This is a genomic window from Streptomyces sp. NPDC090025, assembly GCF_044748125.1.
In the GTDB taxonomy this organism is placed as follows: Bacteria; Actinomycetota; Actinomycetes; order Streptomycetales; family Streptomycetaceae; genus Streptomyces.
In genome coordinates this window covers 28850-54912 of record NZ_JBIVFL010000020.1, presented here as the reverse complement: position 1 = coordinate 54912, position 26063 = coordinate 28850, and the positions used below count along the sequence as shown (strand labels likewise).

Annotated in this window: 22 protein-coding genes; 11 read left to right on the top strand and 11 right to left on the bottom strand. The window is 73.8% G+C overall.

From position 1 onward, the window contains the following. Together ACIPXM_RS32450 and ACIPXM_RS32445 are read right to left on the bottom strand one after the other, a co-directional pair. Complete coding sequence (locus ACIPXM_RS32450; RefSeq protein ID WP_401662943.1) at positions 1-375, bottom strand: peptidoglycan-binding protein; 375 nt, start codon at positions 373-375, stop codon at positions 1-3. Between the two features lie 85 nt (positions 376-460). Further along, positions 461-847 (bottom strand): peptidoglycan-binding protein, encoded by a 387-nt coding sequence (locus ACIPXM_RS32445; protein WP_401662941.1) that lies wholly within the window; start codon positions 845-847, stop codon positions 461-463. Positions 848-1220: 373 nt separating this feature from the next. Between ACIPXM_RS32445 and ACIPXM_RS32440 the strand changes: the two genes are divergently transcribed. Then, complete coding sequence (locus ACIPXM_RS32440) at positions 1221-1667, top strand: hypothetical protein (RefSeq protein WP_401662939.1); 447 nt, start codon at positions 1221-1223, stop codon at positions 1665-1667. Positions 1668-1704: 37 nt separating this feature from the next. Here the strand turns inward: ACIPXM_RS32440 and ACIPXM_RS32435 are convergent, their stop codons facing one another. Next, positions 1705-2073, bottom strand: a complete 369-nt coding sequence (locus tag ACIPXM_RS32435; RefSeq protein ID WP_401662937.1) for a VOC family protein — start codon at positions 2071-2073, stop codon at positions 1705-1707. A gap of 61 nt (positions 2074-2134) precedes the next feature. On the opposite strand from ACIPXM_RS32435, the gene ACIPXM_RS32430 reads away from it, so the two are divergent. From ACIPXM_RS32430 to ACIPXM_RS32410, 5 genes are all read left to right on the top strand, one after another. After that, on the top strand, positions 2135-2602 hold the full coding sequence (locus ACIPXM_RS32430; RefSeq protein ID WP_401662935.1) for a MarR family winged helix-turn-helix transcriptional regulator: 468 nt from the start codon (positions 2135-2137) through the stop codon (positions 2600-2602). 302 nt (positions 2603-2904) lie between these two features. Then, positions 2905-3333 (top strand): hypothetical protein, encoded by a 429-nt coding sequence (locus ACIPXM_RS32425; protein WP_401662933.1) that lies wholly within the window; start codon positions 2905-2907, stop codon positions 3331-3333. 121 nt (positions 3334-3454) lie between these two features. Further along, positions 3455-4348, top strand: a complete 894-nt coding sequence (locus ACIPXM_RS32420) for a caspase domain-containing protein (protein ID WP_401662931.1) — start codon at positions 3455-3457, stop codon at positions 4346-4348. 141 nt (positions 4349-4489) lie between these two features. Continuing rightward, on the top strand, positions 4490-5455 hold the full coding sequence (locus tag ACIPXM_RS32415) for a hypothetical protein (protein WP_401662929.1): 966 nt from the start codon (positions 4490-4492) through the stop codon (positions 5453-5455). 2 nt (positions 5456-5457) lie between these two features. Next, a complete protein-coding gene (locus tag ACIPXM_RS32410; RefSeq protein ID WP_401662927.1) occupies positions 5458-7626 on the top strand; it encodes a PQQ-binding-like beta-propeller repeat protein in 2169 nt (722 codons plus the stop codon). 135 nt (positions 7627-7761) lie between these two features. Here ACIPXM_RS32410 and ACIPXM_RS32405 read toward each other — a convergent pair whose 3' ends face one another. Then, positions 7762-8151 carry an HGxxPAAW family protein gene (locus ACIPXM_RS32405; protein WP_401662925.1) on the bottom strand — a complete coding sequence of 130 codons (390 nt, stop codon included), beginning with the start codon at positions 8149-8151 and terminating at the stop codon, positions 7762-7764. A 147-nt stretch (positions 8152-8298) separates the two neighbouring features. Here ACIPXM_RS32405 and ACIPXM_RS32400 point away from each other — a divergent pair, with 147 nt between their 5' ends. Together ACIPXM_RS32400 and ACIPXM_RS32395 are read left to right on the top strand one after the other, a co-directional pair. Then, positions 8299-8778, top strand: coding sequence for a MarR family transcriptional regulator (locus ACIPXM_RS32400; RefSeq protein WP_401662923.1), 480 nt, complete (start codon positions 8299-8301; stop codon positions 8776-8778). Between the two features lie 172 nt (positions 8779-8950). Then, complete coding sequence (locus ACIPXM_RS32395; protein ID WP_401662921.1) at positions 8951-9673, top strand: NAD-dependent epimerase/dehydratase family protein; 723 nt, start codon at positions 8951-8953, stop codon at positions 9671-9673. An 83-nt stretch (positions 9674-9756) separates the two neighbouring features. Here the strand turns inward: ACIPXM_RS32395 and ACIPXM_RS32390 are convergent, their stop codons facing one another. The 4 genes from ACIPXM_RS32390 to ACIPXM_RS32375 all read right to left on the bottom strand — a co-directional run bounded on the left by ACIPXM_RS32390 (position 9757) and on the right by ACIPXM_RS32375 (position 13119). Further along, complete coding sequence (locus ACIPXM_RS32390; RefSeq protein ID WP_401662919.1) at positions 9757-10473, bottom strand: zf-HC2 domain-containing protein; 717 nt, start codon at positions 10471-10473, stop codon at positions 9757-9759. Continuing rightward, positions 10470-11042, bottom strand: a complete 573-nt coding sequence (locus ACIPXM_RS32385) for a sigma-70 family RNA polymerase sigma factor (RefSeq protein ID WP_401662917.1) — start codon at positions 11040-11042, stop codon at positions 10470-10472. Before ACIPXM_RS32385 ends, ACIPXM_RS32390 begins: the two co-directional genes overlap by 4 nt. 90 nt (positions 11043-11132) lie before the next feature. Beyond that, a complete protein-coding gene (locus ACIPXM_RS32380; protein ID WP_401662915.1) occupies positions 11133-12134 on the bottom strand; it encodes a DUF1996 domain-containing protein in 1002 nt (333 codons plus the stop codon). Between the two features lie 88 nt (positions 12135-12222). Continuing rightward, the gene (locus ACIPXM_RS32375; protein WP_401662913.1) at positions 12223-13119 is read right to left on the bottom strand and encodes a CHRD domain-containing protein; all 897 of its coding nucleotides are present in this window, start codon (positions 13117-13119) and stop codon (positions 12223-12225) included. A 205-nt stretch (positions 13120-13324) separates the two neighbouring features. Here ACIPXM_RS32375 and ACIPXM_RS32370 point away from each other — a divergent pair, with 205 nt between their 5' ends. The 3 genes from ACIPXM_RS32370 (at position 13325) to ACIPXM_RS32360 (ending at position 14843) form a co-directional block, all read left to right on the top strand. Beyond that, positions 13325-13804 (top strand): hypothetical protein, encoded by a 480-nt coding sequence (locus ACIPXM_RS32370; RefSeq protein WP_401662912.1) that lies wholly within the window; start codon positions 13325-13327, stop codon positions 13802-13804. Between the two features lie 70 nt (positions 13805-13874). Further along, on the top strand, positions 13875-14174 hold the full coding sequence (locus ACIPXM_RS32365) for a hypothetical protein (protein ID WP_401662910.1): 300 nt from the start codon (positions 13875-13877) through the stop codon (positions 14172-14174). A gap of 45 nt (positions 14175-14219) precedes the next feature. Further along, positions 14220-14843, top strand: a complete 624-nt coding sequence (locus ACIPXM_RS32360) for a hypothetical protein (protein WP_401662908.1) — start codon at positions 14220-14222, stop codon at positions 14841-14843. 74 nt (positions 14844-14917) lie between these two features. Here the strand turns inward: ACIPXM_RS32360 and ACIPXM_RS32355 are convergent, their stop codons facing one another. From ACIPXM_RS32355 to ACIPXM_RS32345, 3 genes are all read right to left on the bottom strand, one after another. Continuing rightward, positions 14918-19294, bottom strand: coding sequence for an FtsK/SpoIIIE domain-containing protein (locus ACIPXM_RS32355; RefSeq protein WP_401662906.1), 4377 nt, complete (start codon positions 19292-19294; stop codon positions 14918-14920). 240 nt (positions 19295-19534) lie between these two features. After that, positions 19535-19831, bottom strand: a complete 297-nt coding sequence (locus ACIPXM_RS32350; RefSeq protein WP_401662903.1) for a hypothetical protein — start codon at positions 19829-19831, stop codon at positions 19535-19537. An 87-nt stretch (positions 19832-19918) separates the two neighbouring features. Continuing rightward, positions 19919-26017 carry a hypothetical protein gene (locus tag ACIPXM_RS32345; protein WP_401662901.1) on the bottom strand — a complete coding sequence of 2033 codons (6099 nt, stop codon included), beginning with the start codon at positions 26015-26017 and terminating at the stop codon, positions 19919-19921. Positions 26018-26063: the final 46 nt, after the last annotated feature.

Here is a 26063-nt window from a genome sequence, read left to right as displayed (position 1 = left end):
TTACCAGGAGGTCGGGACGTATCCGTAGCAGCCGCTGTCGATCGGGGCGACCCAGTTGCCGTACAGCTGGTCACCGGTGACACGACCGACGACGCCGTCGGCGTCGATGCCCGTCCAGTCCTGGTAGTCCTTGACCATCGCGAGGGTGGCGTTGCCGAACACTCCGTCCACGGTCAGCGAGGGCCTGGGCGTGTGCGCCTTGGCGACCGCGTTCCAGGCGTTCAGGCCCTTCTGGATGCAGCTCACGCTGTAACCGCTCTGGCCATAACGGATGTTGGCGGCGCTGGGGCTGGCCTCAGCCGTCTGCGAGGCGACGGCGGAGAGCAGCAGGGCGGAGGTGAGGGCTGCGGCGCCCTTACGAAGTGCGGACGTCATCTGCATGGCGATTCCTTGGATGTGGTGCGAAAGGCACGAAAGGCGGAAGTGGAAGGCGGGAAGAAGCGGGCTCGACAAGCGGGCTTTAGAACCCGGGCGGGGTCGGCAGGAAACCGAAGCAGTAGCCGTGTCCTGCGTAGATGTCCGTGCCGTCGTAGTTCAGCAAGCCGCGGCCGGTCAGCGGCCCGACGACACCATCGATGGCGCCGGTGTTGTCGGTGTTGGCCTGGAAATCGACAACGGCGTTCCGCGTCTGCGGTCCCCAGAGGTTGTCCTCGGGGATCGCCGGCTTGCCGGCGGCACGGCGGTAGTCGTTGACCAGGTGCTGTACGCACCAGACGGCGTGGACGTTGTTGCTGTAGCCGTCGCCGATGTACGGCGCGCCCACCTGGGCGGACGCCGATCCGATCGCCGTGCTCATGACTACGGCAGCCGTCGCGGTGACGATCGCGCATCGGATCAGGGATCTCATGTTGACGCTCACTTCCGGGATCGCTCGAAGTACCGGGCCCTCGGCGCACATCAGGGGCCCGGGACCCGAAGCGCACGCCGTGGTCACGGTGTGTGCTTCGGCCCAGCATCGCGGCGACGGCATGATCGCGTATTGGACGAAAGCGCATACGGCGGCGTCAGCGGTACGGGCTCCATCACCCCTGTACGTGGGCGGCGCCTGCGTCCCGCCAGGGTGTGGATGAGGTGTCGTCGCACGGCGGGCGGGACTGCCGAGACTGTTCGTGATCTGAGGACGGGGGGCGATCACGCCGGATAGCCTCTGTAGTCGACGTGACGGAACGGGACATGACGACCTGTCGCCCGCGCGTCCCAGTGGAGGGGAAACACGCGACATGACCGACCGCGAGCCCGTGACCGTCCTCGAGTTCTCCGACGACATCCACACCAAGGACGTCGACCCGCTGCGGGAGTTCCTGCACGAGCGCCTCGCCGAACTCGTCGCCCGCCAAGCCCCGGGAACCGAGGCCGCCTGGGCCGCGGAGCGGCTGCTGAAGTCCACGGACTGGCAGTCCCTGTTCCTCTCCGACCTGGCGAACATGTGGTCCATCGAGGTGCACGCCGGCCGCGCCCACCGGGCTGGGCTGACCCAGCGGCTGCGCCAGGACCTCTTGGCCTGGTGGAACGAGCTGTGCCGCACGGCCGAGCAGTTCGCCGACCACCCCGACCACCTTCCCCGCTGGCGCCCGTTGAAGTACCTGTGTGTGGAGCACGCCGAGATCGCCGAGCAGCTCACTGAGGGCTTTTCCAGTGGCACCTATGAGCACGGAGCCCATCCGTGAACCCCTTCGGCCGCCGAGGAAGCGCAGGATGGACGGCTCAGACGCGGTCGTGGAGCGTCACCTGGTAGCCGTCGGGGTCGGCGAACGTGAAGGTGCGACCGAAGGGGCCGTCGATCGGCGCGGAGACGATGGTGTGGCCGTCGGCGGCGAGAGCGTCGTGGATGGCCTGGACGTCGGTGGCGTGCAGCCAGAGCGCGACACCGATGCCGGGCTGGGGCACGGAGCCCAGGTCCGTGCCGGGGACGAGGTCGCGGAGCGCGAACGCGATCGGCTTCGTCTCGAAGACGACTGCGTGCGGAGGTCCGGCCGGAGACCGGACGAGGCCGAGGTACTGCTCGTAGAACGCTCGCGAAGCGTCGAGGTCGCGCGCCTGGAGCGAGATGAAATCAGGGCCGGTGACGGACATGGCGGTACTCCTTAGTGGTGTGTCAGCTTACTGACACGACCCAGTGTGTCAGAATACTGACATGATTCAAAGCGGGGACGGCATCGACGGCATCGACCTGGACAGATCGCTGGGTTACCTGCTGAAGGAGGCTTCGAGTGCCCTGCGCTCCGCCATGGAGGAGGTGCTCCGGCCGCTCGGAATGACGATCACGCACTACTCGTGTCTCGAGCTGCTCGCGCAACGGCCCGGTTTGTCGAACTCCGAGCTCGCGCGGGGCGCCTTCGTCACGCGGCAGTCGATGAATGTGCTGCTCCGGAGCCTGGAGCGAGACGGCTTCGTGACCAGACCCGCGGAGGCACCCGTGGGGAAGGTCCTTCCCGCGCGACTCACGCCTCGGGGCTGCGAGAGCCTTGAGAAGGCGAGCACGGCCGTCCGCTCTGTCGAGCTCAGGATGCTGACCGGCCTGACCGAGGCCGAGCAGTCGGTCGCGCTCCGCCTGCTGCGAAGCATGGTCCATTCCCTGCGCGACAGCGATGATGGCGTGTGACGACGCTTCCTGATGCGCGTCTCGGCCCCGATGCGCGTCTCGGTCACGACGTCGCCATCGGTTCGGAGGCGCCTTCCTCCTCTGTGGAGGACTCACAGCCGTCTCACCCCACCACACCGCCCGGGCCCGGGCGGGGCGCGAGCTGATCCGCTCACCGCGACCACTCCGCCCCGTCGTAGCGCTCCGTCGGGTCGGGTCCCTCCGGGCGCATCGGACCGCAATTCAACGCTATTCCGGCGCCGCATCCGGCGAGAGTGGCTAGCCTGTAACTCCGTTGCCACGCATCGCACTTGGGGGAGTGGATGACGCACGCACCGTCGGACGACGCCCTGTGGGCCCTCGATCTGGGCCTGGTCCCGCGCAGCTCCCGCTTCGACGAGCACGACGAGAACTGGATCGACCAGGAACGCGAACTGCTGGACGCGCTCGACTCCCGTACGACGGACGGCATCACGCTGCGCCGCACGCCCGCGTCGGCCGTGCCCGGTCACAAGGGACTGCTCGACACCGTCGTCGTGGCCCTGACGTCCGCCTCCGCCCTGCGGGTCGCCGCCGACTGCTGGAAGACATGGCTGCGGCGCGACCGCACCCGGAGCGTGGAGATCGTCTACCCGGGCGACGACGGCACCGAACAGCGGCTGCGGATCGACGCCAAACAACTGGACGACGGCCAGTTCGACCGTCTGTACCAGGTCCTCGACGAACTGGGGCGGCGGCGGTGGCCACGCTGACGGGCATCCGCGGGTTCCGCCCGCTCCGCCCGCTCCGCCGGCTCCACCGGTTCCGCCCGCTCCACCCGCCCATCGGGCACCCGGCACCGCACCCGGCACCCGATCCGACCGGAAGACGCCCGTGATCGCGCGCTACCGGGCCCTCCTGGTCGGCAACGGATACTTCCCGCACGAACCGGCCCTGGCGCCCCTGCACGGACCGTTCAACGACGTCGCCGCCCTGGCACAGGCGCTCACCGATCCCGGCGTCGGCCTGTTCGACCCGCACGACGTGACCCTGCTGCCCGACCGCGACGGCGAGGAGATCCTGTACGCCCTCCAGGAGATGTGCACCGCGGCCGGCCGGGACGACCTGCTGCTGCTCTACTACAGCGGACACGGCCTGCCCGGCGACCTCGGCACCGGCTCGCTGCGGCTCTGCGCACGGGACACGGTCCTCTCCCGCGAACGGGACACCGCCATCGGATTCCCCCAGCTCGACCGGATCCTGCGCACCTCGGCCGCCGCCGTCACCCTGGTCGTCCTCGACTGCTGCTACTCAGGAGCGGCGAAGGGGGCACCCGACGCGCGGCACCTGGCGGTCGCCCGCGGCCGTTGCATCATGACCGCCTGCCGCGAGCGCGAGACCACCCCGGACGCGGTCAACTCCACGTCCCTCAGCCGGTTCACCAGCTACCTCGTCGCCGGGCTGCGCTCGGGCCCGGACCGGCGCGGCGCGGAGGACACCCGTATCTCCGACCTGTTCGAGTTCGCCCTGCGGCGCATGGCGGCCGACGGGGCGGGGCCGCTGCCCACCCAGCGGGTCTCGAGCACCGGCGCCTCGCCGCACGTGCCCATCGCCCGGCTCCCTCCGCTGCCGGCACCCCCGGCGCCGGGCCCGCCCCCCGCCTCCCTCGGCGACACGGCGCCGCCGTGGCTGCGGGGCGCCGCCCGCTGGGTGCTGTTCCTGCTGCTGACGATCGGCGCGCTCGTCGGCGCGACCGGCACGTCCGCGATCACCGACGACCTCGCCTAACGGGCCCAGTGGCGCCTCGCCGAGGCCGCGGACATCGCCAGCGACTACGAACGGTTCGCCTCGGCCAGCCCGCTGGGGCCCGCCACCCTCAAAGAGGCCCCGCTCGTCGCCCTCGTCACCGCCGGGACCGTGCTCGTCCTCATGCTGTACGCCCGACTGCTGGGCGCCTGGTGGTGGCTGCCCGGAGCCGGGCTCGTCCTCCTCGCCGCGTACGGGATGTGGGCGGGCCACGGGTTCTACGGCGCGAACACGGGCCCCGTCCTCCCGCTCGCCGTGCTCTTCGCCGCGACGGCGCTGCGACTCCCGCCGCACGAACCGCGCGACGCCCGTCGCACCGCTCCCCTGCTGCTCGCCGCGATCGCCACCGCCTGGCCGGGCGCGTACCTCGCGTACACCCGGGGGCTCTACACCAACGACAGCTGGCGGCTGGACGAAGCCGTGGTGTACGCGGCACTCAAGGAATCGGCGCTGTTCGAGAGCGTGTTCTTCGTCTGGACCACCGCCGCGGCGGGCCTGGCGCTCGGTGCCGCCGCCGGGCACTGGCTGCTGCCGCACCTACCGGTGCTCGGCCGCCGGGGGCCCACGGGCGACCCGCGCGCCGTGCTGCCCACTCCGGGCTGGCTGCGGCGGCTCACCGTACAGGCGTTCGCGCTCGTCGTCCTGCCGCTGGCCGGCTGGCTCGCCGTCGAGGGACGGCTCGGACTTCCCGACCGGGACTTCACCGACCCCCCGCTGCGCGCCATGGCCACGTACTGGACCTCCAACGCCGACGAGGGCTACGGCTCCTGCAGCGAGCTGAGTTGTACGAAGACCCGGCTCGGTGTCGCCTACCAGGTCGACTTCCACGTCACCGACAGCCCCGCGGCGGCGGCCACCGCCCTGAAGGAGGCGACGCCCGCGAACGCCCGGCAGATCTCGCACCAGGGCACGGAGGAGGGCTACAGCTATCTGATCACCACCTACGACGGCCACGACGGCAAGCTGGTCTGGACCCACCGGCTCTGTTCCTGCTACGCGACGATCACGCTCCACAACAACCAGCGCGGCTATGAGGAAGCGGTGAACGACTTCTGGTACGCGACGGACCTGACCGAACCGAAGCCGTGACCGTGGACGACGGGACCCCGGGCCCCAGGACCCCGAACCTCAGGACTCCGGACGGCGCGACGGCGGACGGCGGGGCGGGGGCCGCCGCCCCGTCCAAGGCCGACTCGGCGTTCGCCGCCTCCCGGCCCCGCCCGCCCGGGCCCGGAGACCCCCTCCTGGTGGGCCCGTTCCGAACGGTCGCGGTCCTCGCCGACCAGGGGCCGTGCCGGGTGCTCCTCGCCCGTTCCGTTCACGGCCGGGCCCTGACCGTGAAGGCCGTGCGCCCCGAGTACGCGGGTGCCGAAGGGGTCCGCGCCCGGTTGCGGTCCCTCCTCGGCGGTCCGGACGCGGCCGGACACCCGGGGATCGCGGAACGGGAGGGCGGGGGAGCGGACGAGGACCCGCCCTGGCTCGCCTACGCCCACCGCCCCGGGATCGGGCTGGCCGAGACCGTCGCGGCGGCGGGGCCGCTCGCCGAACCCGCGTTGCGGGCCCTCGCCTCCGGTCTCCTGTCGGCACTCGCGGCGGCGCACGCGGCGGACCGGACGCACCTCGCCCTGACCCCCTCGGCGGTGCTGCTCACCGCGGGCGGGCCGGTACTGCCGGACTTCGGCGGGTCCGTGCGGTCGGTGCTGCGGTCGCTCGGGATGCCGGAGACCGAGCCGACCGCGTTCCGCGCCCCGGAGACCCTCACCGGATCCGACCCGCGCCCGCGCCCGGGCCCGGTCGCCGACGTGTACGCGCTCGGCGCCGTGCTGCTGTGGGCGGCCACCGGGCGCCACCACCAGCCGGGTTCCGGGCCACGTCTGCACGGCGTGCCGAGCGGTCTGCGCCCGCTGATCGCGGGCTGTCTGCGCGACGAGCCGGACCGGCGGCCCAGCGCGGCGTGGGCCGCCCGCAGACTCGCGCCCTGGGCCCCTTCGTACGGTGCCTGGCTGCCCGTACCCCTGCTCGCCGAGGTGCTGTGGCGCGCCGAGTACGCGGCGACCGCCGAGCCGGTCCTGCCGACGCGGCGCCGGCCAACGGCGGCGGCGACGGCGACGGCCGAACCGGTGGACGCGCCCGGCGCCCGGCCGACGACCCGGCGGCACCCGGCCCGGCGGCGGCTGCTCATCGCGGGGGGCGCGGCGGCGGTGGCGGCAGGGGGCGGCGGTGCCCTGTGGGCGGCGTTCGCGCCGGACCGGCCGAAGTGGCGGTTCGCGGCGGGTGACGGACTGTGGGAGCCCGTCGTGGCGGACCCGGACACCGGCACGGTCTTCGCCATCGACGGGAGTCACCGTCTGTACGCGGTGGACGCGTCGACCGGCGAGGGCCTGTGGGACCGCCAGGGCACCCGGCCGCCCGGGCGGCGCTTCGACCACGGGATGGGCCGGATCGTCGTCTCGATGGACGAGGACCTGCTGGCCCTGGACGCCCGTCTGGGCACCCGCCTGTGGATCGTGCCGGGACTCGGGACGGCCGACGTCGTCTGCGACGGGACCCGCGCCTTCGCGTTCGTCCACGAACGTGACGGGGAGACCGTGAACGAGCTCAGCGCGCTCGACCTCACCACCGGGCGCGTCCGGTGGGACGCGAGGCACGCCGCCGCGTTCGCCGACGGCGCGACGCTGCACCGGGGCACCCTGCTCTATTCGACGGGGCCGCTCGTGATGTGCAAGGACGCCGCGACCGGACGACCCCGGTGGCAGGCGTACGTCGAAGGGCTCTCCGACGCGGCGCCGGTCGGCTCCGGCGACCTGGTCTGGACGGTCAGCCGGAACGGCGACATCTTCGGCCTCGCCCTCGCCGACGGCAGCGTCCGGGTGCGCGCCGCCAGCTCCGGCAGCGGCGACCTTTCGGGGACCAGCCGCCCGGCAGTCGCCGGGGGAGTGCTCGTGGCCTGCACCACGGCGTACGAGGTGTGCGCCGTCGACGTGGCCACCGGACGCCCCCTGTGGACGGTGAACACCCCGCACGACGCCGACCGCTCGGACGGCATCCAGACCTCGCCGCTCATCCACCGCAACACGGTCCTCACCGGCACCGGAGGTCCCACCGTCCTCGCCCTCGACCTGCACACCGGCGCCGAACGCTGGCGCTTCGTCGCCCCCCGCCCGGTGGACTCGTCGCCCGCCCGCATCGGCGACCTGCTGTACTTCGGCTGCTTCGACCGCGGCCTGTACGCCGTCGACACGCGACACGGCCCCGAATGACGGTGCCTGACGGCTGATCGTGTGCTGCGCGTCGTGTGGTTTTCAGTGGTCGGCGGCAGGGCCTTGCGGGAGAGGTCTTTCGGGGGCGGGATCCGTTCGGGAGCGGGTGGGCCTGGCTGTTCGGCTTGCTGGGGATCAGCCGGTGAGGGAGGCGGCCCGCTCCTTCGTACCCGCTCCGGATCCCGCGAGCGGGATCGAGGCCGAGGCCGATGCCGAGGCGGGCCCGTGACGGCCCGCCACGCGGCAGCCCATACACCGCGGGTGGCCGGCGCGGGCCGCGGTGTCGCGGACCCGCCAGGACCATTCGGCCTCGGGGCGGGGGCCGGTGGGCTTGCCCCAGCCGGCGAGGTGCAGGCCCCAGGTCACCAGGGCGGCCACGACGGCGAGGGCGCCGCCGAGCCAGAGGCCGGGGGTCCAGGCCAGGCAGAGCGAGGAACCGGCGACGGCGGCGGCGAGGGTGCCGACGGCGGTACCGGTCCAGCCCGCCACCGTGTGGCCGAGATCGACGTGACCGTGTGCACTCATGATGTTGCTCCCGTTCGCGTGGGCGGCCAGGCAGGATGGTGCTCCGGGCGCGGCGCCATCGCGCGTGGTGCCCGGGAGCGGCAGACCGCTCGTTGCGAGATATCTTATCTCGCAAGCTAAGTAACTTAGATGCTAAGGAGTCTTTGCGTGCAGGGCAAGTCCCGCCCGGTGGCCACGGCCGCCGAGGCGATCCAGCGCATGGACGCGTTCGTGGCCCTCGGGATCGTCGGTCAGCAGGAGGTGGCACAGTCGCTCGGGCTGAACGTCACCGACCTCACCTGCCTCGGGCACGTCCTGGGAGCGGGCGAGCACGCCCTGTCGGCCGGGGACCTGGCCGAGCGGGCGAACCTCACCACCGGCGCCGTCACCGGGGTCCTCAACCGGCTGGAGAAGGCCGGGTACGCCGAGCGCGTCCCGGACCCCTCCGACCGGCGTCGCGTCCGGGTGGTCGCCGTACCGGAGGCGGCGGCCCGGCTCGTCGCGCTCTACCAGCCCTTCTACGAGCGCCTCGCGGCGGTGTTCGCCGGGTACACGCCCGAGGAGACCGCGGTGATCGCGGACTGGTTCGCCCGGGCCGCCGAAGCCGCCCGGGACCACCTGGAGGCACTGCGCTCGGACCGCGCCTGATCCCGGCCGCCTCCGCCCGGCTGCCCCGTCATCGCCGACATCGCGCGGGCGGACGGCCGGATCGGATCCGCGCATGTCCTCCGCCGGCTCACCGTGCCGAGGCCGGCTCACCGTGCCAAGCAGGGCTTGGGCGATCGCCCGGTCCCGGGTGACCGCCTGCTAGCGTCCCCCCATGCGCGTTCTGGTGATCGGCGGAAGCGGCTACGTCGTCGGGCTGATGCTGCCGGCGCTGATGGCGCGGCATGACGTCACCGTGCTGGACCCGCGTCCCGGCAGTGGTGCTCACAGCCACCTCGTCGGGTCCGCGAGCGACCCGGTGGCGCTCGCCGCCGCCGTCGACGGCGTCGACGTCGTCCTGCACGCCGCGCTCAGCGATCCGACCGGTGACCCGCTCGACGCCGCCGCGCGGGCCTTCGACTCCCACGTCACCTCCCTGCATCTGACCCTGGCCGCCGCCCACCGGGCCGGTGTCCGCCACGCGGTTCATCTCTCCAGCCTGTCGGTCTACGGCGACCTCACCGGGCGTGCGCTCGACGAGACCGTGCCGCCGGACGCCACCGATCTGTACGGTCTGACGAAACGTCTCGCCGAGCAGGTCTGCCACGCGGCCACCGCCCAGTGGGACATGTCGGTGACGGTGCTGCGGCTGGCCTGGCCGACCACCGAGGAGGCATGGCCCGCCTGGTCGTTGCCCGGGGTCCCGCCCAAGACGCACGCCCTGGACGGGACCCCGGTCCACGGGCTCGCGGCGGGCGATCTGGGACGCGCCGTCCTGGCCGCCCTCGACCACCGCGACGGCTTCGACGTCTTCCACATCACCGGCACCGACCGCGGCGGACTCTGGAACCAGGCCAAGGCGCGGGAGCGGTTGCGCTGGGCGCCGCGGCGACGGTGAGCGGACGCCCCGGTCCGGGCGACGGGAGGAGGCGCGGCACCGGTCCGGGCCACGCCTCCCCGGGCCACGCCTCCCCGGGCCGGTCAGACCTTGACGGTCACGTACTCCTTGCCCTGGTCGTTCTCGATGACGACCTTGGCGACGTCGTCCAGGGCGACCGCCGCCGAGCCGTCGAGGTTCGCGCCCTTCTCCTGGTCGGCGACGAGCCAGCTGCCGGCGATCTCGCGGTCGCCGTTCTTCGCGACGACCACCAGGCGGCAGCGTTCGCCCGCCGGAACGCCCGTGACCGAGGCGTTGAGGCGGATCCAGTCGGCGGCGGGCGTCACCCGGAGACGCATCTCGCCGCCGGTCCGCGCGCTGCGGCCCTCGAAGAACCTGACGCTCACCGGGGGGGCCGTCGGCGGCGTCGCGGTGGTGGAGGGCGCCGGGGGGACGGCCCGGGCGGGACGGTCGCCGGTGTGCTGGCCGATCAGAACGCCCCCGCCGAGCAGGGCCGCGGAGGCCACGGTCGCGGCCACCGCCAGGAACGCCCGCCGCCTGAGCACCTGCGCGGCCCGTTCGCCGCGCACCTGGCGCAGGGTGCGCTGGAGCAGCAGGTCGCCGCCCTCCGGGGGGCCGTCGAGGAACGCCTCCGGGGGGACCTCGCCGAGCGCGGACTCCAGCTCCCGCAGCTCGTCCAGTTCGTCGCGGCACCTCCGGCACGACGCCGCGTGCGCGTCGACGGCCCGCACCTCCTCCTCGTCGAGGGCGCCGAGGACGTAGGCGCCGAGCAGCGCGCTGTCGTGTTCCCTGATGCTCATACCGCCACTCCCTTCCATTCCACGGGCCTCACAGGCTTCGGCCGGTCCGCGTACATGTCTCTCAGCGCTTTCAACGCATAGTGTGACCGGGACTTGACCGTCCCGGGCGGTATCCCGAGGGCCTGCGCCGCCTCGGCGACGCTCCTGCCCCGGAAGTAGATCTCCAGGAGCACGTCCCGGTGGTCCGGGGACAGCCGGTCGAGCGCTTCCACGACGACCATCGAGTTCACCACGGCCTCGGCGTGGTCCTGCTCGACGGCCTGGGTGGTCGCCGATTCGGCGACCTCCGTGGGGCGGGCGGCCTTGGCCCGGTACCGGTCCGTGATGATGTTGCGGGCCACGGTGAGCAGCCAGCCGCGCACCGAGCCCTTGCCGTTGACGAGGGCCTCCGGATGTTTCCAGGCCCGGATCAGGGTCTCCTGGACCACGTCCTCCGCCGCGGCGCGGTCGCCGGTGAGGCGTTGCGCGTACGCGAGGAGGGCTCTGCCGTGTTCCTCGTAGAGGGACCGGATCAGTGCCTCGTCACCGGTGTCCTGTTTCTGCCGACTGCGCAGCCGCAATGCCGCCATCCATTCTCTCCGTCCGCTCCTGGACCGACACGGGGGACACGGACGCAAGGGCGCATCGGTTCAAGGGATGCCGGAAGTCGTCCGGATCCGTCAGGCGGCCCCGCACCGGCGGCCCTCGTTGACGCAGCGCACGAGCTCCGTCATGCGGTCCCGGGTCATCAGGTTCACGAACATGGCGTGGTCGGTGACGGGGTTGCGGAGCTGTTCGGGGAAGGAGTCCACGGCGAACGGCGTGCCGTTGGGGAGCTCGTACGCGAGGGTGATCCGCAGCTGCGGCACGGGGAACGTGGCCGGGGGGCAGCTGCCGTCGGCCGCGGGGAACCGGACGTGGGCGCGGTGGCCGGGGCTGTCGGTGGTGAGGCCGTTCCAGCAGCTGGGGAAGTCCAGGGTGCGGGTGGGGCCGCTGCCCTGCGGGCAGCGCGCGTACTTGGTGGTGAAGCGTTCCGGGTAGCCGGAGCAGCCCCACTGGGCCCGTACGTCGGCGCTGGGGACGGTGGCGGCGACCGGGTCGCCCGTCACCAGCCGCAGGAAGCGGGGCATGGCGACGACGGCGCCGGCCGCGTTGCCCCGGAACTCCACGCGCACCGAGGACGCCGTGAGGATCTCGCCGCTGTTGCCGTGCGCGCCGCCGCCGGCCGTGTGGGCGTCGGTGCCGGCGCGGTCGAGGCGGCGCAGTACGGGCCAGTAGTACGTGGAGCGGTCGCCGCCCGCGCAGGTGGTGGCGGCGGCGTCCAGACTCCGGTCGGTGGAGAGGGCGTTGGTGGACAGATTGCCGACGTAGTCGTGCGTGTGGTGCGCGCCGTTCACGAGGCCCGGGGAGATGACGAAGTTGTCGGCGTTGCGGTGACCCCGCTCGTTGCGCCCGCAGTCGACGGTGTAGGTGCCGGTGCCGCCGCCGGGTCCCCGGACGGGCGGGCGGACCGGCGTGACCGTCGCGATGTCCACGTACTGGTCGTCGGCGGGTGCGTCGGTCGCGTGCGCGGCGCCGTCGGCGCTGAGCGCCGCGATGCCCAGGAGCAGGGTGAGGCCGAGCACCAGCGGCAGGGCGATCCAGAACAGGCGGGAGCGGGGCGGGGAAAGAGTGATCGGCACGGGAGCAGGGTTCCACCCGTGGCGTGGGTGGGCAAGGCTGCCCCGTCGGCCGGGGCCGGAACCCTCCTCATGGCTCCCAGGACACGTGTCAGCGGAACAGTTGCCCACGGACGGCGCCGTCGGGGAACTCCCTGGTGGTCAGGTTGGCGTAGAAGCCGGTCGGGTCTTCCTTGAGGCGGGCGGTCATCGGGGCGTCCGGGGTGGCGACGCTGCCGGAGATGGCGAAGATGTTCTCCGGTACGGGAGTGAGGAACAGCGGCAGCCGTACGTCCCCGTTCTCGCCCAGGGCTCCTTCGTGGATGTTCCCGGACCGGGGAGGTCCGGTGTTGACCCAGGCCAGGGAGTAGTCGACGCGGTCCGTCCGCGGGTGCAGGAAGGCGGTGCCGTGCCCGTCGGGGTCGCCCGCCTTCTTCGGGTCGCCCGCCGGGACCTCCTGGCCGCCGTCGGCGAGGGCGCGCAGTCCGCCGCCGTTGATGATGCCGAGCGGGTTCACCGGCTTCGCGAACGGCCGGAGCTGGCCGCGTACGGCTCCGCCGGGGAGGGCGTCGGTGTGCAGGTCGATGTAGAAGCCGTCGGGGTCGCTGCGGAGGCGTTCGGCGAGCGCCGGGGAGGTCAGCGTGGTCTGTCCGGCGGCGGAGTACACCGAGGTGGGCATCGGCGTGGCGAACAGGTCGGCCACGACGGCGCCGTCCGAGCCGACGGCGCCCCGGTGGAGGTGGGCCCGCACCGGCCGGTCGACGCCGTTCCAGGAGAGGGCGAAGGTGACGCGGTCGCCCTTGACCTTGAGGAGCGCGATGGCCTTGCCGTCCCGGTCGCCCGCGGCCGCCCCGTCCTTGCCCGGCACCAGCTGGTCGCCGGTGAGACGGGCCATCATCGAGAGGGCGGCCGGGGCGGGCCCGGGTCCGTCGGCGGCCGTCGCCGGGGCCGTGCCGGCGAGGCCGGCGCCTACGGTCACGGCCACGACCACCGCGGTGAGCCTGCGCATGTCTGTCGTCCTTCCAGGAGTGGGTCCCTTCGCGTCGACCACGTACGCGCGGCCCGGCGGGTTCAATCCCGTCCCCTTCGGCTTTCGGCTTCGGCCCCGTGGGGGCACGGTTCCCGGACGCGCTGAACCCGGGCGGCTTCCGGGACGTGTGGGCCGCGGGGAACACCACCCCTCGGATTCCGTACGTACGAGAGAGGACATCACCATGCGCGCACCCAAGGCACTGCTCGCCGTACCGCTGGCGCTGGCGCTCGCCGCCTGCGGCGGGGGGAGCGGCGAGGGCCCGAGCGGGGACGGGGGCCGGCGGGCGGCGGGGAAGGCCGTCCCCGGGGCGACCGTGACCGTGGCGGACTCCGGCCTCGGCACGATCCTGGTCGATGGCCGGGGCCGCACCCTGTACGCCTTCACCAAGGACAAGGACACCTCGGGCAGTTGCGGCGCCGAGTGCATCGCCGTCTGGCCCGCGCTGACCGGCTCCGCCCCCGCCTCGGCGGGCCGGGGCGTCGAGGCGGGCCTGTTGCGCGGGGAGCGGCGGGCGGGCGGCGCCGTGCACGTCACGTACGGGGACTGGCCGCTGTACTACTACGTCGGCGACGCGACCGCCGGGGAGGTCAACGGCCAGGGCCTGGACGGCGAGTGGTTCGCCGTCTCGCCCGACGGCAAGCTCGTCCGCACCGCCCCGTGAGACACCGATCCGCGTCGGCCCCGGCCACGGCCCGGGCGACACCCACCACTTCACGCCCCCAGGGGGAGCCTTGGCCGAGATCGACATGCCGGGAGACGAGGTCGAACGCCTCGGCGGACTGCTGCGGCGGGTGGTGCAGCTCATCGACACCAAGCCGTCGGGGTTCACCGTCGAGGACGTCGGACCGCCGCTGGCGCGCTCCGGCGGCACCTTCGACGACGAGTGGAAGGACGGGCGCGTGCAGGTCAAGCGGAACACCAAGGACCTGACGGACGCCTGCGACGCCATCGTGAAGGCGTTCGACGACTTCGACCGCCAGATGGGCGACTCCCTGAAGGGCGACGGCGGCGGCAGCCGCCCCGGCCGGTGACCCGCCGGCGGAACCTGACACGACGAGTTTGAGGAGAACGGTCCCATGACCACGGTTTCGCACAGCTTCGGGATCGGCATCCCGGAGAACTGGACGGAGTACGACCTCCACGGCGACACGCTCGCCGAGCGCCGCGCGGAGATGCTGCGGCACGCCCCGCTGAAGGAGACCCGGGACGCCGTCAACGGGGCGTTCCGGAGCGCGCGGCGGATCATGGACGGCGCCCGCAGGCGCGGGGCCGTCTACGCGGCGGGCACCACGACCATGTACGAGGACGGCCTGCTGATGGCCGGGCTGATGGTCTTCAGCCTGACCCCGCCGGCCGGCGCGGACTTCTCCGCGAAGGGCCTCGCCAAGGAGTTCTCGGCCACCGGGGGCCGCCGCCGCGAGGGCACCTCGCGGACCCTGACGACGCTGACGCTTCCCTCGGTCGGGCCGGTCGGCCGGATGAGCGGCATCGAGGAGACCGAGGTCGCCGAGGGCGTCTCGTCGAAGCTGGTGGTGACGCACACCTTCGTGCCGGTGCCCGGCGGCAAGCGCGTCCTGGTCATCACCTGCTTCAGTCCGAACATCCCGCTCGCCGAGCCCCTGTACGACCTCTTCGACGCCATCACGTCGACGTTCTCCTTCGGCGACGGGGAGCCGGGGGCGACGGGCCCGGCGGCCTGACCGGCGCCGTCCCACGCCGAAGGGCCCGGCCGACCCTGAGAGGGTCGGCCGGGCCCTTCGGCGTGCGGCCGTGGTCAGTCGGCCGTCGTCGCGGGGACGCGGACGGTGGTGAACCGGCCGTCGCCGAGCTGGAGATGGGCCCGGCCGGGCTCGCTGTCCTGGCCGAGCAGTCCGCGCGGCAGCCGGGCACCGACCAGCTCGCCGTCGCCGATCCCGCGCGGCGCGAGGAGGGCGCCGCACCGGTTGCGGCGCACGACGGCCTGCCAGCCGCCGATGCCGCCGAGCAGCGCCTCGTTGTTGCCCGCCACGATCAGGCCCCAGCCGTCCCCCGCGCTGCCGCGGGCGAGCGCGACGAAGTCGTGGTCCAGCTCGGAGTTGATCATCATCTCGGCGTCGTCGACGAGGATGGCCCCCGCCGGGCTGTCCACCTCGCCGAGCGCGGTGCGGAAGTCGGCGACCGCGACGTCCACGTCCGTGAAGACCCGGACGACGCCGGGCCGCCCGGCCAGTCGGCGCAACGGGGAGGTGCGCGGCGCGATCACCACGACCTGCGTGCCGAGCGAGGTCAGCGACTTCGCCATGGTGAGCAGGACCGTGCTCCGCCCCGACCGGGGCGGCCCGGCGACGACGAAGGACGGCACCTGGGACAGGTCCGTGCCGAGGGCGCTCAGTTCGTCGCCGCCGACGCCGACCATCGCCCACAGCGGGGAGGTGCCGCGGGGCCGCCGCGCGAGGGCGTCCGCGAAGTCCAGCTCGTCGGGGAGCACGTCCACACGGAACGGCCCGCGTGCCGCGAGCACGTCGGCGTCCCGTTCCCGCAGGCGCCCCGCGAGCGTGCCGAGCGCCCGGGCCTGTCCGGCGCCGCCGGTGTCGTCGCCGGGGATCAGCGCGGTCTGGACGCTGTTGCCGTCCCTGGGGAGGACGCCGCGTCCGGCGGGCAGGTCCTCGGGGACGGTACGGGAGTTGAGGCCGACCATGGAGTAGTCGGAGCGCTCGTTCAGCCGCAGCACGAGCTTGTCCTCGGTGTGGGAGGAGAAGCGGTTCTGGCCGAGGATCCGGTCGCCGGTCGCCACCACGTGGATGCCCGCGCCGGCCCCCTCGCGCAGCAGGAGCGTCATCGCGTCCATCACGGAGCCCTGGTCGTAGGCGGAGAAGTCGCGCTCGAACGCCTCGAAGCGGTCCACGAGCAGCACGATGTGCGGGGGCCGTTCCGCCGCGGGCAGGGTGCGGCGCAGCTCGGTGAGGTCGGCGACGCCCTGCCGGCCGAGGAGCTCGCGGCGCCGGCCGATCTCCGCGCCCAGCCGGTTCAGGAGGCGCACGACCCGCTCGATCTGGGTCCGGTCCACCACGGCGCCGCAGTGCGGCAGCGGGGTGAGGGCCTGGAGCGCGCCGTTCCCGCAGTCGAGGCCGTACAGGTGCACGTCGGCGCTGCCGTGCGTCCCGGCGAGGGCGGCGGCCAGGGTGCGCAGGGTCTGGGAGCGGCCGCTGCGGGGCGAGCCGATGACGTACAGGTGGCCCGCCCGGTCGAGGTCGAGGGTGAGGGGGCGGCGCGCCTGCTCGGTGGGCACGTCCACGATGCCGTACGCCACGGGGGCCAGCAGCCCCTCCGCCGGCTCGGGGGGCGCGGGCAGGTCGGTGAGGGTGAGGGTGGTGGGGAGCGGGGGGAGCCAGGGGCGGCGGGCGGGCGGTATGTCGAGCCGTCCGGTCGCGCCCCGTACCGCTTCGACGAGCACCGAGAGGTCGGTGACCGGCTGGAAGGCGTCCTCCCGGGCCTGCGGCCGGGGTGCCGGGTCGCCGAGGTCCTCCCAGTGGAGTTCGGTGAGCACCGGGGCCGGGCGGTCGTCCTCCGTCGTCGTCTCGTCGGGGCGGCGGCCGCCGATCCGGCCGGTCTGGAAGGGCAGCAGCGCCGCGTGGCCGAGCCGGGCGTGGGCGCGGCCGGGGGTGCGGGGCGAGAGCTGTCCGGAGTCGGGGGCGTCGATGATGTCGCGGCTCTCGCTGGTGTCGGTGGTGCGCAGCGCGATCCGCAGGTTGGTGTTGGCGCGGATGTCGGCGGTGACCGCGCCGGAGGGGCGCTGGGTGGCGAGGACCAGGTGGATGCCGAGCGAGCGGCCCCGCTGGGCGATGTTGACGAGGCCGGAGACGAAGTCCGGGAGCTCTCTGACCATGGAGGCGAACTCGTCGATGACGAGGACGAGCCGGGGCATGGTGGCGAGTTCGGGGTGGCGGGTGCGCTTGTCGGTGTAGTCGTCGATGTCCTTGGCGGCGGCCTCGGCGAGGAGGTGCTCGCGCCGTTTCAGTTCGGCGCCGAGCGAGACGAGCGCGCGCTCGACGAGGTGGGTGTCCAGGTCGGTGACCATGCCGACGGTGTGCGGCAGGTCCTCGCACTCGGCGAAGGCGCTGCCGCCCTTGTAGTCGATGAGGACGAAGTTCAGCTCGTCCGGCCGGTTGGCGACGGCGAGGCTCGCCACGAGGGACTGGAGCAGTTCGGACTTGCCCGAGCCGGTGGTGCCCGCGATGAGGGCGTGCGGACCGTCGGCGGAGAGGTCGACGGCGAACGGGCCGTCGACGCCCTCGCCGAGGACGGCGCGGGTGGAGCGCCCGGAGATCACCCAGCGCGCGGCGACGGCGTCGGGGGTGGGCGGTTCGAGGCCGAGTACGTCGAGCAGCCGTGCGGAGGCGGGCAGCAGGTTCTCCTGGGTCTCGTCGCCGACGTCCCGGATCGGCGCGAGTGCCCGGGCGACGCCCACGCACCAGGCGCGGCTCGGCGCGTCCGCGCGGACCCCGTCGACGGGGTCGGCGGTGTCCTGCTCGACCCGCAGCCGTTCCGGCCCGGCCACGGCCACGGCGCGGCACTCCTCGGGCAGCAGCCGGGCCTCGTCGTCGACGCAGAGCGCGTACACGCCCACGGCGGGGCCTTCGCGCAGGAGCTGGATGACGCCGGGCAGGGAGCGCAGTCTGCGGGCTCCGTCGAGGACGACGAGGATGTCGGGTTCGCCGGCGGCGCCGCCGCGGGGCGCCCGGTCCCCGGCCTGTCGGCGGGCGGCGACCACGGCGGTGAGTTCGGCGATGCGCCGGCCCACGGACTCGGCGTTCGCCCCGACCAGGGTGACGGTGTCCTCGCCGAGCGGGGCGCAGTGCGGCAGCCAGTGGACCCAGGACCAGCGGTCCGCGCCCGAGGTGCCGGAAAGCACGCAGATCCGCAGGTCGGAGGGGCTGTGCAGGACGGCGGCCTGGGCGACGAGCCAGCGGGCCAGCGGTTCGGCGGCGGTGCCGCCGGCGAGGCCCATGACCCCGTACGCGCGCAGCGGGACGGTGACGGGCACCGCGTGGGTGGTGCGGTCGATCCTGCGGCGGTGCTCCGGTTCGGAGGGGTCCTGGAGCTCCACGAAGGCGGGCCGGTCCGCGGCGCCCAGGCGCATCAGCAGGAAGTCGTCGTCGCGCCAGCGGCGCTCCCAGAGGCGCTGGCGCGGTCCGGCGGCGATCAGCAGGGCGGCCGCCGGATCGGGGGCGGCGAGGCGGCGGGCGCGCTGTTCCGCGAGGACCGCCTCGGTGACGTCGTTCTCCAGGGCGGCCTTGCGCTCCTCGTACTCCTTGAGCTGTTCCTGGTGGTTCTCCTTGCCCCGGCGCTTGTTGGAGAGCTGGGAGACGAGCGCGATCACCGGCGAGAGCAGACCGAAGACCAGGAACCTGGGGTTGTTGAAGAGGACGACGGAGACGGCGGCCATCAGCAGCGGAGCGAAGATCAGGGTGAGCTGGAGCTTGTTGCGGGCGGGCTTCCCGGGCGGGACGGGGAGCTGGAAGCGGTTGGCGACCGGCGGCGGGAGGAGCCGGGGCGGCCGGTTGTAGTCGAGGCCGACGCCGTCGTCGGAGGGCTGGAGCGCGGCGTCGGGGCGGGAGGGTCCGGCGAGTTCGAGGAGGACGGGGCCGACGGTGAGGACGTCGCCGAGGGGCCAGTCGGTCCAGTCGCGCACGTCGGTGCCGTCGCGGGCGACGTGGTCCTGCTCCGCCGCCCGCACGGTCGCGGTGCCGTCCGCGAGGACTTTCAGCCGGGCCGCGGTCCCGGCGAGTCCTTCGGCCTCCAGCCGGATCCGGCAGGTCGTGGCCGAGCCGATCTCGTAGTCGCCGGGCGGCAGCCGGAAGACCCTTCCGGCGTCGGTTCCGCCGACGGCCCGCAGTTCGGCCACGCCGTCGGGTTCGGGGCCCGACTCGGGTGCGGGGGCGCCCAGGGACAGCAGGCTGCCGGAGCGGAGGTCGGCGGCGGCCACGGGCCGGTCGGCGGGGAGCGGGGTGGCTCCCCGGTAGAGGACGGGCCGTTTCTCCGGGGTGCCGCCGCGCAGTCGCCGGTGGAGGTGCTCGGCGAGTTCGCCCGCCGGGGACCCGGGGTCGGTCTCGATCATGATGTCCGCGGTCCGGCCCTGTTCCGGGTCGAAGGCGGTGACGGTCAGGCGCATCGTCTGTGCTCCTTGGGCGCGGTGGTCGCCGGGGCTGGGGTGGGGGTGGGGCGGGGGGGGGGGGGGCGGGGGGGGGCGCCCGCCCCCCCCCCCCCGGCGGCGGGGGGGGGGGGCGCCCCCCCCCCGGCCCCCCCCGGGGCGGGGGGGGGGGGGGGGGGCGGGGGGGGGGGGGGGGGGGGGGCCCGGGCGGGCCGGCCCGGGGGGGGGGCCGGGCCCGCCCCGGCCGGTGCCGGTGCGGGGTCAGCCCCGGAGGCTGGCGCCCATGTCGGAGTCGAACTGGGTCATGCCCTCGCCGTACTTCTTGATGTACTGGGAGATGCCCGTGAGGCCCTCGGTGACCTTGCCGTAGTTGGCCGTGTACTCCTCGACGAACGGCTTGAAGTCGCGCTGGGCGGAGGGCGTGTTGTAGCCGTCGGCCGTGAGGGCGTCCAGGTCCGCCTTGATCTTGTTGAGCTGGGCGACCGCGATGTCGTACTCGTTCATGGTCTGGAGCGCGGCGGAGGCGGTCTTCTCGTCGTTGACGATGTAGTCGGCCATGAGTGTGTCTCCTGCTTTCCGTGGGGTGGTGCGGAGGTGGGCCTGCGTGGTCCCGCGCCCTCCACACGCAGGGTCGGGGGGTTCGGTTCAAACCTTGATGGGGGCTTCTTCGGGCGGATTCGCCAGCGCGGTGTCCTGGTTGGCGTTGAGAGCTCCCAGGGTCTTCTGGGGCAGGGAGGCGAGGGGGACCTCGGGGCCCTTGGTCTTGAAGCCGTAGTCGTTCTCGATCTTCTTTCCGGCCAGGGAGTTGCCGACGCCGTAGCCGAGTTTGATGCCGGCGTTCTCCAGCGTGGTCTGGAGGTCGGCGCCGTTGGCGCCGACCTCGTAGCCGACGCTCACGGCCTGGCCGACGGCGCCCTTGAGGATGCTCGTGAGGGCTTCGTAGCCGTATTCGTGGAGGTCGGTGACCGAGGTGGGGGCGCCGGTGTTCGCGTGGTAGTCGTGGATCGGCGTGTGCTGTTCGTTGTACGAACCGGCCGCGTCGAGCTTGGTGAGGGTGGTGCCGTCGGCGCCGGTGACCTCGACGGCGCCGTTGTTCTTCAGGTCGACGTGGAACGTGGTGGGCTGGCCGCCCGGGCCGGTGACGGTGACGGTGCCCGTGACGCCGTCCGGGGTGACGGTGAACGTGGTGGTCTCGCCCCCGGCGTTGCCGGTGAAGGTCGCGGTTCCGTCGGGGTTCTGGGTGACGGTCACGCCGCCGGCCGGGTCGGTGGTGGTGGCGGTGCCGTTGTTGAGGGTGGTGGTCGGTCCTGCGCCGCCGGGCGGGGTGACGACGGGCTGGGTGCCCGCTCCGCCGGTGACCGTGGTGCCGTCGCTGAGGGTGGCCTGCTGGGGGCCGCCGGGCTGGGCCGGCGCGGCCACGCCCGGCCCGCCGAGGGTGCCGTCCGGGCCGACGGAGACCTTGTCGTGGGGGCCGGTGCCGCCGCCCGCGACGGAGACCTCGAAGGTGCCGCCGCCGGTCGCCTTCACGTCGAAGGGGCCGCCGTGGACGGTGCTGCCGCCCGCGCCGCCGACCGGGACGTCCACGCTCGGGCCGGGGTTGCCGTCGCCGTTGCCTCCGACGGTGAAGGTCTCCGGGCCCGGGGCGGGGGCCGGGTCGAGCGGGTTGTGGGGGCCGTCGAGGACGCCCGACTTCTGGCCCGCCGTGCCGGCGTTCTCCACGTCTCCCGGGCTCTTGGTGACGGTGGTGGTGCCCGTGCCCACGGTGGTGGCGCCGCCGTAGAAGCCGTCATGGTGCAGGGTGGGGCCGCCGCCCGGCGTGGGCACGGTGATGCCGCTGTTGCCGTCGCCGCCCACGGTGCTGACGGAGGTCTGGCCGGGGCCGTTGCCGAGGGGGTTGCCCGCGGTGTCGATCGGGGCGCCGGTGGTGGGGTCGAGGTGGGTGCCGGAGGGGCCGAGGCCGGTGGTGCCGCCGGGGGCGAACGTACCGGTGGCGGGTCCGTACGTGACGGCGAACTCGCCTTCGGGACCCCCCGGGTTCGGCCCGTGGACGACGGTGCTGCCGGGCTCGGACACCGGATCGGCGCCGTGCGTGGTGACGGTGGGACCGTTCGGCCCGTTGGCCAGGGTGTTCTGGCCGCCGGTCATCTCCGGGGAGCCGAACAGGCCCCAGCCCTCCTGCTGCGGGGTGTTCACCGTCACCTGGGTGTGGGTCGCGGTGATGTCGGCGTCGCTCGGCGAGTTGTGGACGCTCAGCTGCCCGTTGCCGTCGACGGTGTGGCCGACGCCGGACTCGTGGTGGACCGTGGTGGTGACCGGGCCGTTGCCGTCGTTGCCGAGGGTGGTCGTGACGCCGTTCGACTCGTACGTGGTGGTCTGGCCGTCCGTGCTGAGCGTGGCGCCGTTGCCGTTGGTGACCGTGGTGGGTGCCGGTGCGCCCACGGGGCCGATGCCGCCGGGCGCGGGTGCGGGGCGGGGCGGGATCTGGACGCCGGAGCCGTCGGGGTTTCGCGTGCCGATCGTCCCGTCGGGCCCGGAGGTGACGGTGGTGGTGCCGCCGCCCGCGGGCTGGTGGGTGAAGGTGGCCGCGCCGCCCGGGCCCGTGGTGGTCGTGACGCCCTGGCTGTCGATGCCGTGCGTGCCGACGGCGGCCTGGGCTCCGCCCGCGGTGGTGTCGGTGAGCGTGGCGACGGGGGCGTTGCCCGCGCCTGTCCCGGCGGTGACGGTGACGGGGCCGCTGGTGGCGGTGCCGGTGTGGTCGACGCCGAAGGTACCGCCGTGGTCGGTGGCGGCCGTGCCGTTCGGCCCGTGGGTGACGGTGGTGTGGGGGCCCGCCGGGGCCTGGGTGGTGACGCTGCCGTCCTGGTGGACGGTGGCGCCCGCGACGCCGTTGCCGCCGACGGACGTCTGGGCGCCGTCCGCGGTGAGGGTGGAGGTGCTGCCGCCGGAGGTGGTGACCTGGGTGGGGCCGTCGGCGGTGGCCGGGGCGACGGTGACGGACGGGGGCTGTCCCTGCTGCCCGGCCGTGGTGGGCCCGTCGGCGCTCGTGGTGACGGAGGTGCCGCCCTGGCTGACCGTGGTGGCTCCGCCCGGGGTCTGGTCGGCGTGGACGGGGTTGAGGGTGCCCACGGAGCCGGTGGTGCCGTGGGGGCCGTGTCCCGCCTGGAGGGGCCCCGAGGTGACGCTCGTACCGGCGGCGTCGACCGTCACCGTGGTGCCGTCGGCCGCACCGCCCGCCGTGACGGTCTGGCTGCCGGGTCCGGCGGGCGCCGACTTGGTGACGGTGCCGTCGGCGTGGACACCGGTGGTGCTGCCGTCGGCGGTGGTGACCTGTGCGGGGGCGGTGCCGGTGGGTCCGTCGACGGTGACGGCGGCGGGCTGTCCCTGGGGGCCCGCCGTGGTGGGTCCGCCGGGGCTCGTGGTGACGGAGGTGCCGCCCTGGCCGACGGTCGTGACGCCGCCCGGGGCCTGGTGCACCTGCACCGGGTTCGGGCCGCCGCCGACCGTGCCGGTCACGCCGTTCGGGCCGTGACTCGCCTGGATGGGGCCGGAGTTGACCGTCGTGGTGCCCTGGCCGACGGCGACGGTGGTGCCGTTGTTCCCGTGGACGGTGACGGTGTGGGCGCCGGTGCCGTCGACGGAGAGGGTGGTGTTGCCGATGTCCACGGGGTTGCCGGGGGTCGGCCGGGGCACCGCGGGTGCCACCGGGGCGCCCTGGGCGTCGGTGGCGGTGAGGGTGCCGTCGGGGGAGATGTGGATCTCCTGGCCGCCGTGCGCGATGCTCGCCGATCCGTCCGGGTCGACCGTGGTGGAACCGGCGATGGTGACGCCGTCGGCGCCGTGGCTGATGCCGTCGACGGTGAACTTCCCGTTGGGATTGAGGGAGAGCGAGCCCCCCTCCGGCGTGCTGAAGGTGATCTCCAGCGGGGAGAAGGCGATCGTCCCGCCGCTGCCGGTGGCCGTGCCGCCACCGGCACCGTCGGTCGTGATGCCGCCCGTCGTCAGACCGCCGCCGGGACCGACCGTCACCTGCGGCTGACCGCCCGCCGGGGTCACGACGAGGCCGCCGCCCGGTGCGGTGGCGACCGAGCCTCCGTCCGGGGTGGTGAAGACGGCTCCGGCGGCGCCCGGGGCACCCACCGTGATGTCGCCGTTCGCGCCGACCGAGACGGGCGGCCCGCCGCCGGACGGGTTCAGGTCGAAGCGGCCCTGCGGGGTGACCGTCAGCGACGTGCCGTCCGGCGTCCCGAGCGTGAGATCGGCCGGGGAGAAGGTGATCGTGCCGACCCCGCCGGTGGCCGTGCCGCCACCGGCACCGTCGGTCGTGATGCCGCCCGTCGTCAGACCGCCGCCGGGACCGACCGACACCTGCGGCTGACCGCCCGCCGGGGTCACGTCGAGGGTGCCGCCGGGGCCGTTGAACTGGACGACGTCGGGGCGAGGCCCTCCGGTGCCGACGGTGAAGCCGGTGTCGCCGAGGCTGGTGACGGGGCCGCCGGGGGTGGTGATGGTGGCACCGCCCGCCGGGGGGATGCTGGTGGTGACGTTGCCGTCGGTGACGGTCAGCGGGCCGCCCGCGCCCTGCGGGGGCAGGGTGACGGTCTGGCCGCCGCCGCCGCCGTCGCCGTTGGCGACGTTCACTCCGCCGTCCGCGGCCACGGAGACCTGCGTCCCGTCCGGGAGGGTGACGCCCCCGCCGAAGGGACCCGAGGGCACGTTGACCGTGGTGTTGCCGAAGTTGACGTCGACGGAGCCGTCGGCCGGGTGGTGGACCGCCACCGGCTGCCCGCCGCCCGCCGGGTTGCCGAAGACCGAGGTGGCGCCGTTGCCGTTGTCGACGTGGACGCCGCCGCCCCCGACCGACGTGGAGCCGCCGTTCTCCGTCACGGTCAGGCCGGTCGGCGTGGTGACCGTGTTGTTGTTCACGGTGAACTCCGGCGTGGGGGCGCCGTCGCCGGGTGAGGTGAACGTCGTCGCGCCCGTGACGTCCTTCGAGACGCCGCCGAAGGGACCCGAGGTCGAGAACGTGCCGCCGGGGCCCAGCTCCGTGGAGAGCGCGGGCTTCGCCGAGGGGGCCGGCGCGAACTCGCCGCCGAAGACACCGGCGGCCTTCTCCTTGAAGGTCGGGCCCTCGATCGGGGTGGACACCGTCGTCGAGGTGCCGTTCGAGGTGATGGTGTCCCCGGCCGGGCTCGCGATGGTGTTCGTGCCGTCCGCGGTCGTCGAGGTGAAGCCGTCCGGCGTCGTCGTCGTGGTCGTCGTCGTGTCGGCGGCCGGCGGCGCGAAGGGGAGGTCGTCGGCGGGCGGGGCGTCGGCGGGCTTCGGCGCGGGCGGGGTCGTCTTCGTCTCGGTCTTGGTCCCGTCCGGTGTCGTGACCTTCGTCTTCACCTCGCCCGTGGACGGGTCGGACTTGGTGGTCCCGTTGATGCCGTGGAAACCGGTCTTCTGCCCCATCCCCTTGGTGTCGACGAACAGGACGTTGCCCGGCTTGAACTGCCCGTTGGAGACGCCGAGGCTCTCCAGGGAGAACGCCTTGCCCATGTTGCTCTTGAACTTGCCCTTCGTGACGAAGGCGTCCTTGATGCTGTTGGCGAACTTCGTGCCGCCGAAGAGCGTGAGCGTGCCCGCCGTGGCCGCGCCGAGCGCCGCGCCCTTGGCCGCCGACGCGGCGTCGAACTTCTTCCCGTCGAACAGCGCCGTCAGGCCGCTCGCGACGAAGCCCAAGGCGAACTCGGTGCCCGCGTCGATCGTGAACTTGGCGCCGAGGGCGAGCGCGGGCGCCGTCTTCAGCCCGACGAGCCCCTTGCCCAGCGGATCGATGATCTTGCGGGCGAACGTCGAGCTCTTCAGGGCGGCCGTGACCGCCGCGGAGGTCGTCCCGATCCCCTTGCCCACCTTGGCCAGGAACGGCGCGAACTTGGCCAGTTTCCCCACCACCGAGGCGACCTTCCCGAGCCCGCCGAGCAGCACCCCGCCGGGCACCAGCGTGAGCAGGCCGATGATGATGTCCCCGGCATCGATCTTCCCCTGCGACACCATGCGGATCACCGACACCGCGAACAGCACCGCGCCCAGGATGAGGCCGACGACCGGCAGGAACACCGCGACGATCGCGACGAGGATGCCCGCGATGATCTCCACCAGCGGGTTGTCCGCGAGGAAGTCGCCGAACGCCTTCACCCAGTCCCGTGCCGGAATGGCCTGCTCGGCGGCGTCGTCGAGGATGACGGACGCCTTCCGGGACCCTTCCTCCCGCAGGCTCCGCGCGTCACGGCCGAGTGCCACGGCCGCCGACAACTGCTCCCTCGCCGCGTCCACCTCGCCCTGCCGCTCCTGCCGGGCCTCGGCCTGTTCCGGCGTCGCGTCGGGGGCGAGCGCCGGCACCTCCGCGCCCGCCGTCCCGGCCACCTCCTGCCCCTGGTCGATCGCCCGGTCCAGCATCGACTGGGCCTCGGTCAGGGTGGTGGCGTACTCGTCGTACGCGCTCGCGGCCGTCCGGAAGGAGTCCCTGGTCTTCTCCAGGAGCCCCGGCAGGTCCCTGCCGACCCGCGCCTTCAGGGCGTCCATCGCCTGGCCCTTGCCCCGGCGGATCGCCCCGTCGTCGCGCAGCAGGTCGACGGCCTCGCCCGCCCCGTCGCCCAGCTCCCGGTACGTCCCCGCCAGCGTCCTGATCGCCTCGGGGTTTCCCGGAGTGGGGTCCTCCCCGAAGCCCAGGACCTCCCAGCCCGTGGTGTGCCGACGCGCCATCTCCCCAACCCCTTCCGGATACGAGCCTGTTCGGCACCTCCTCACG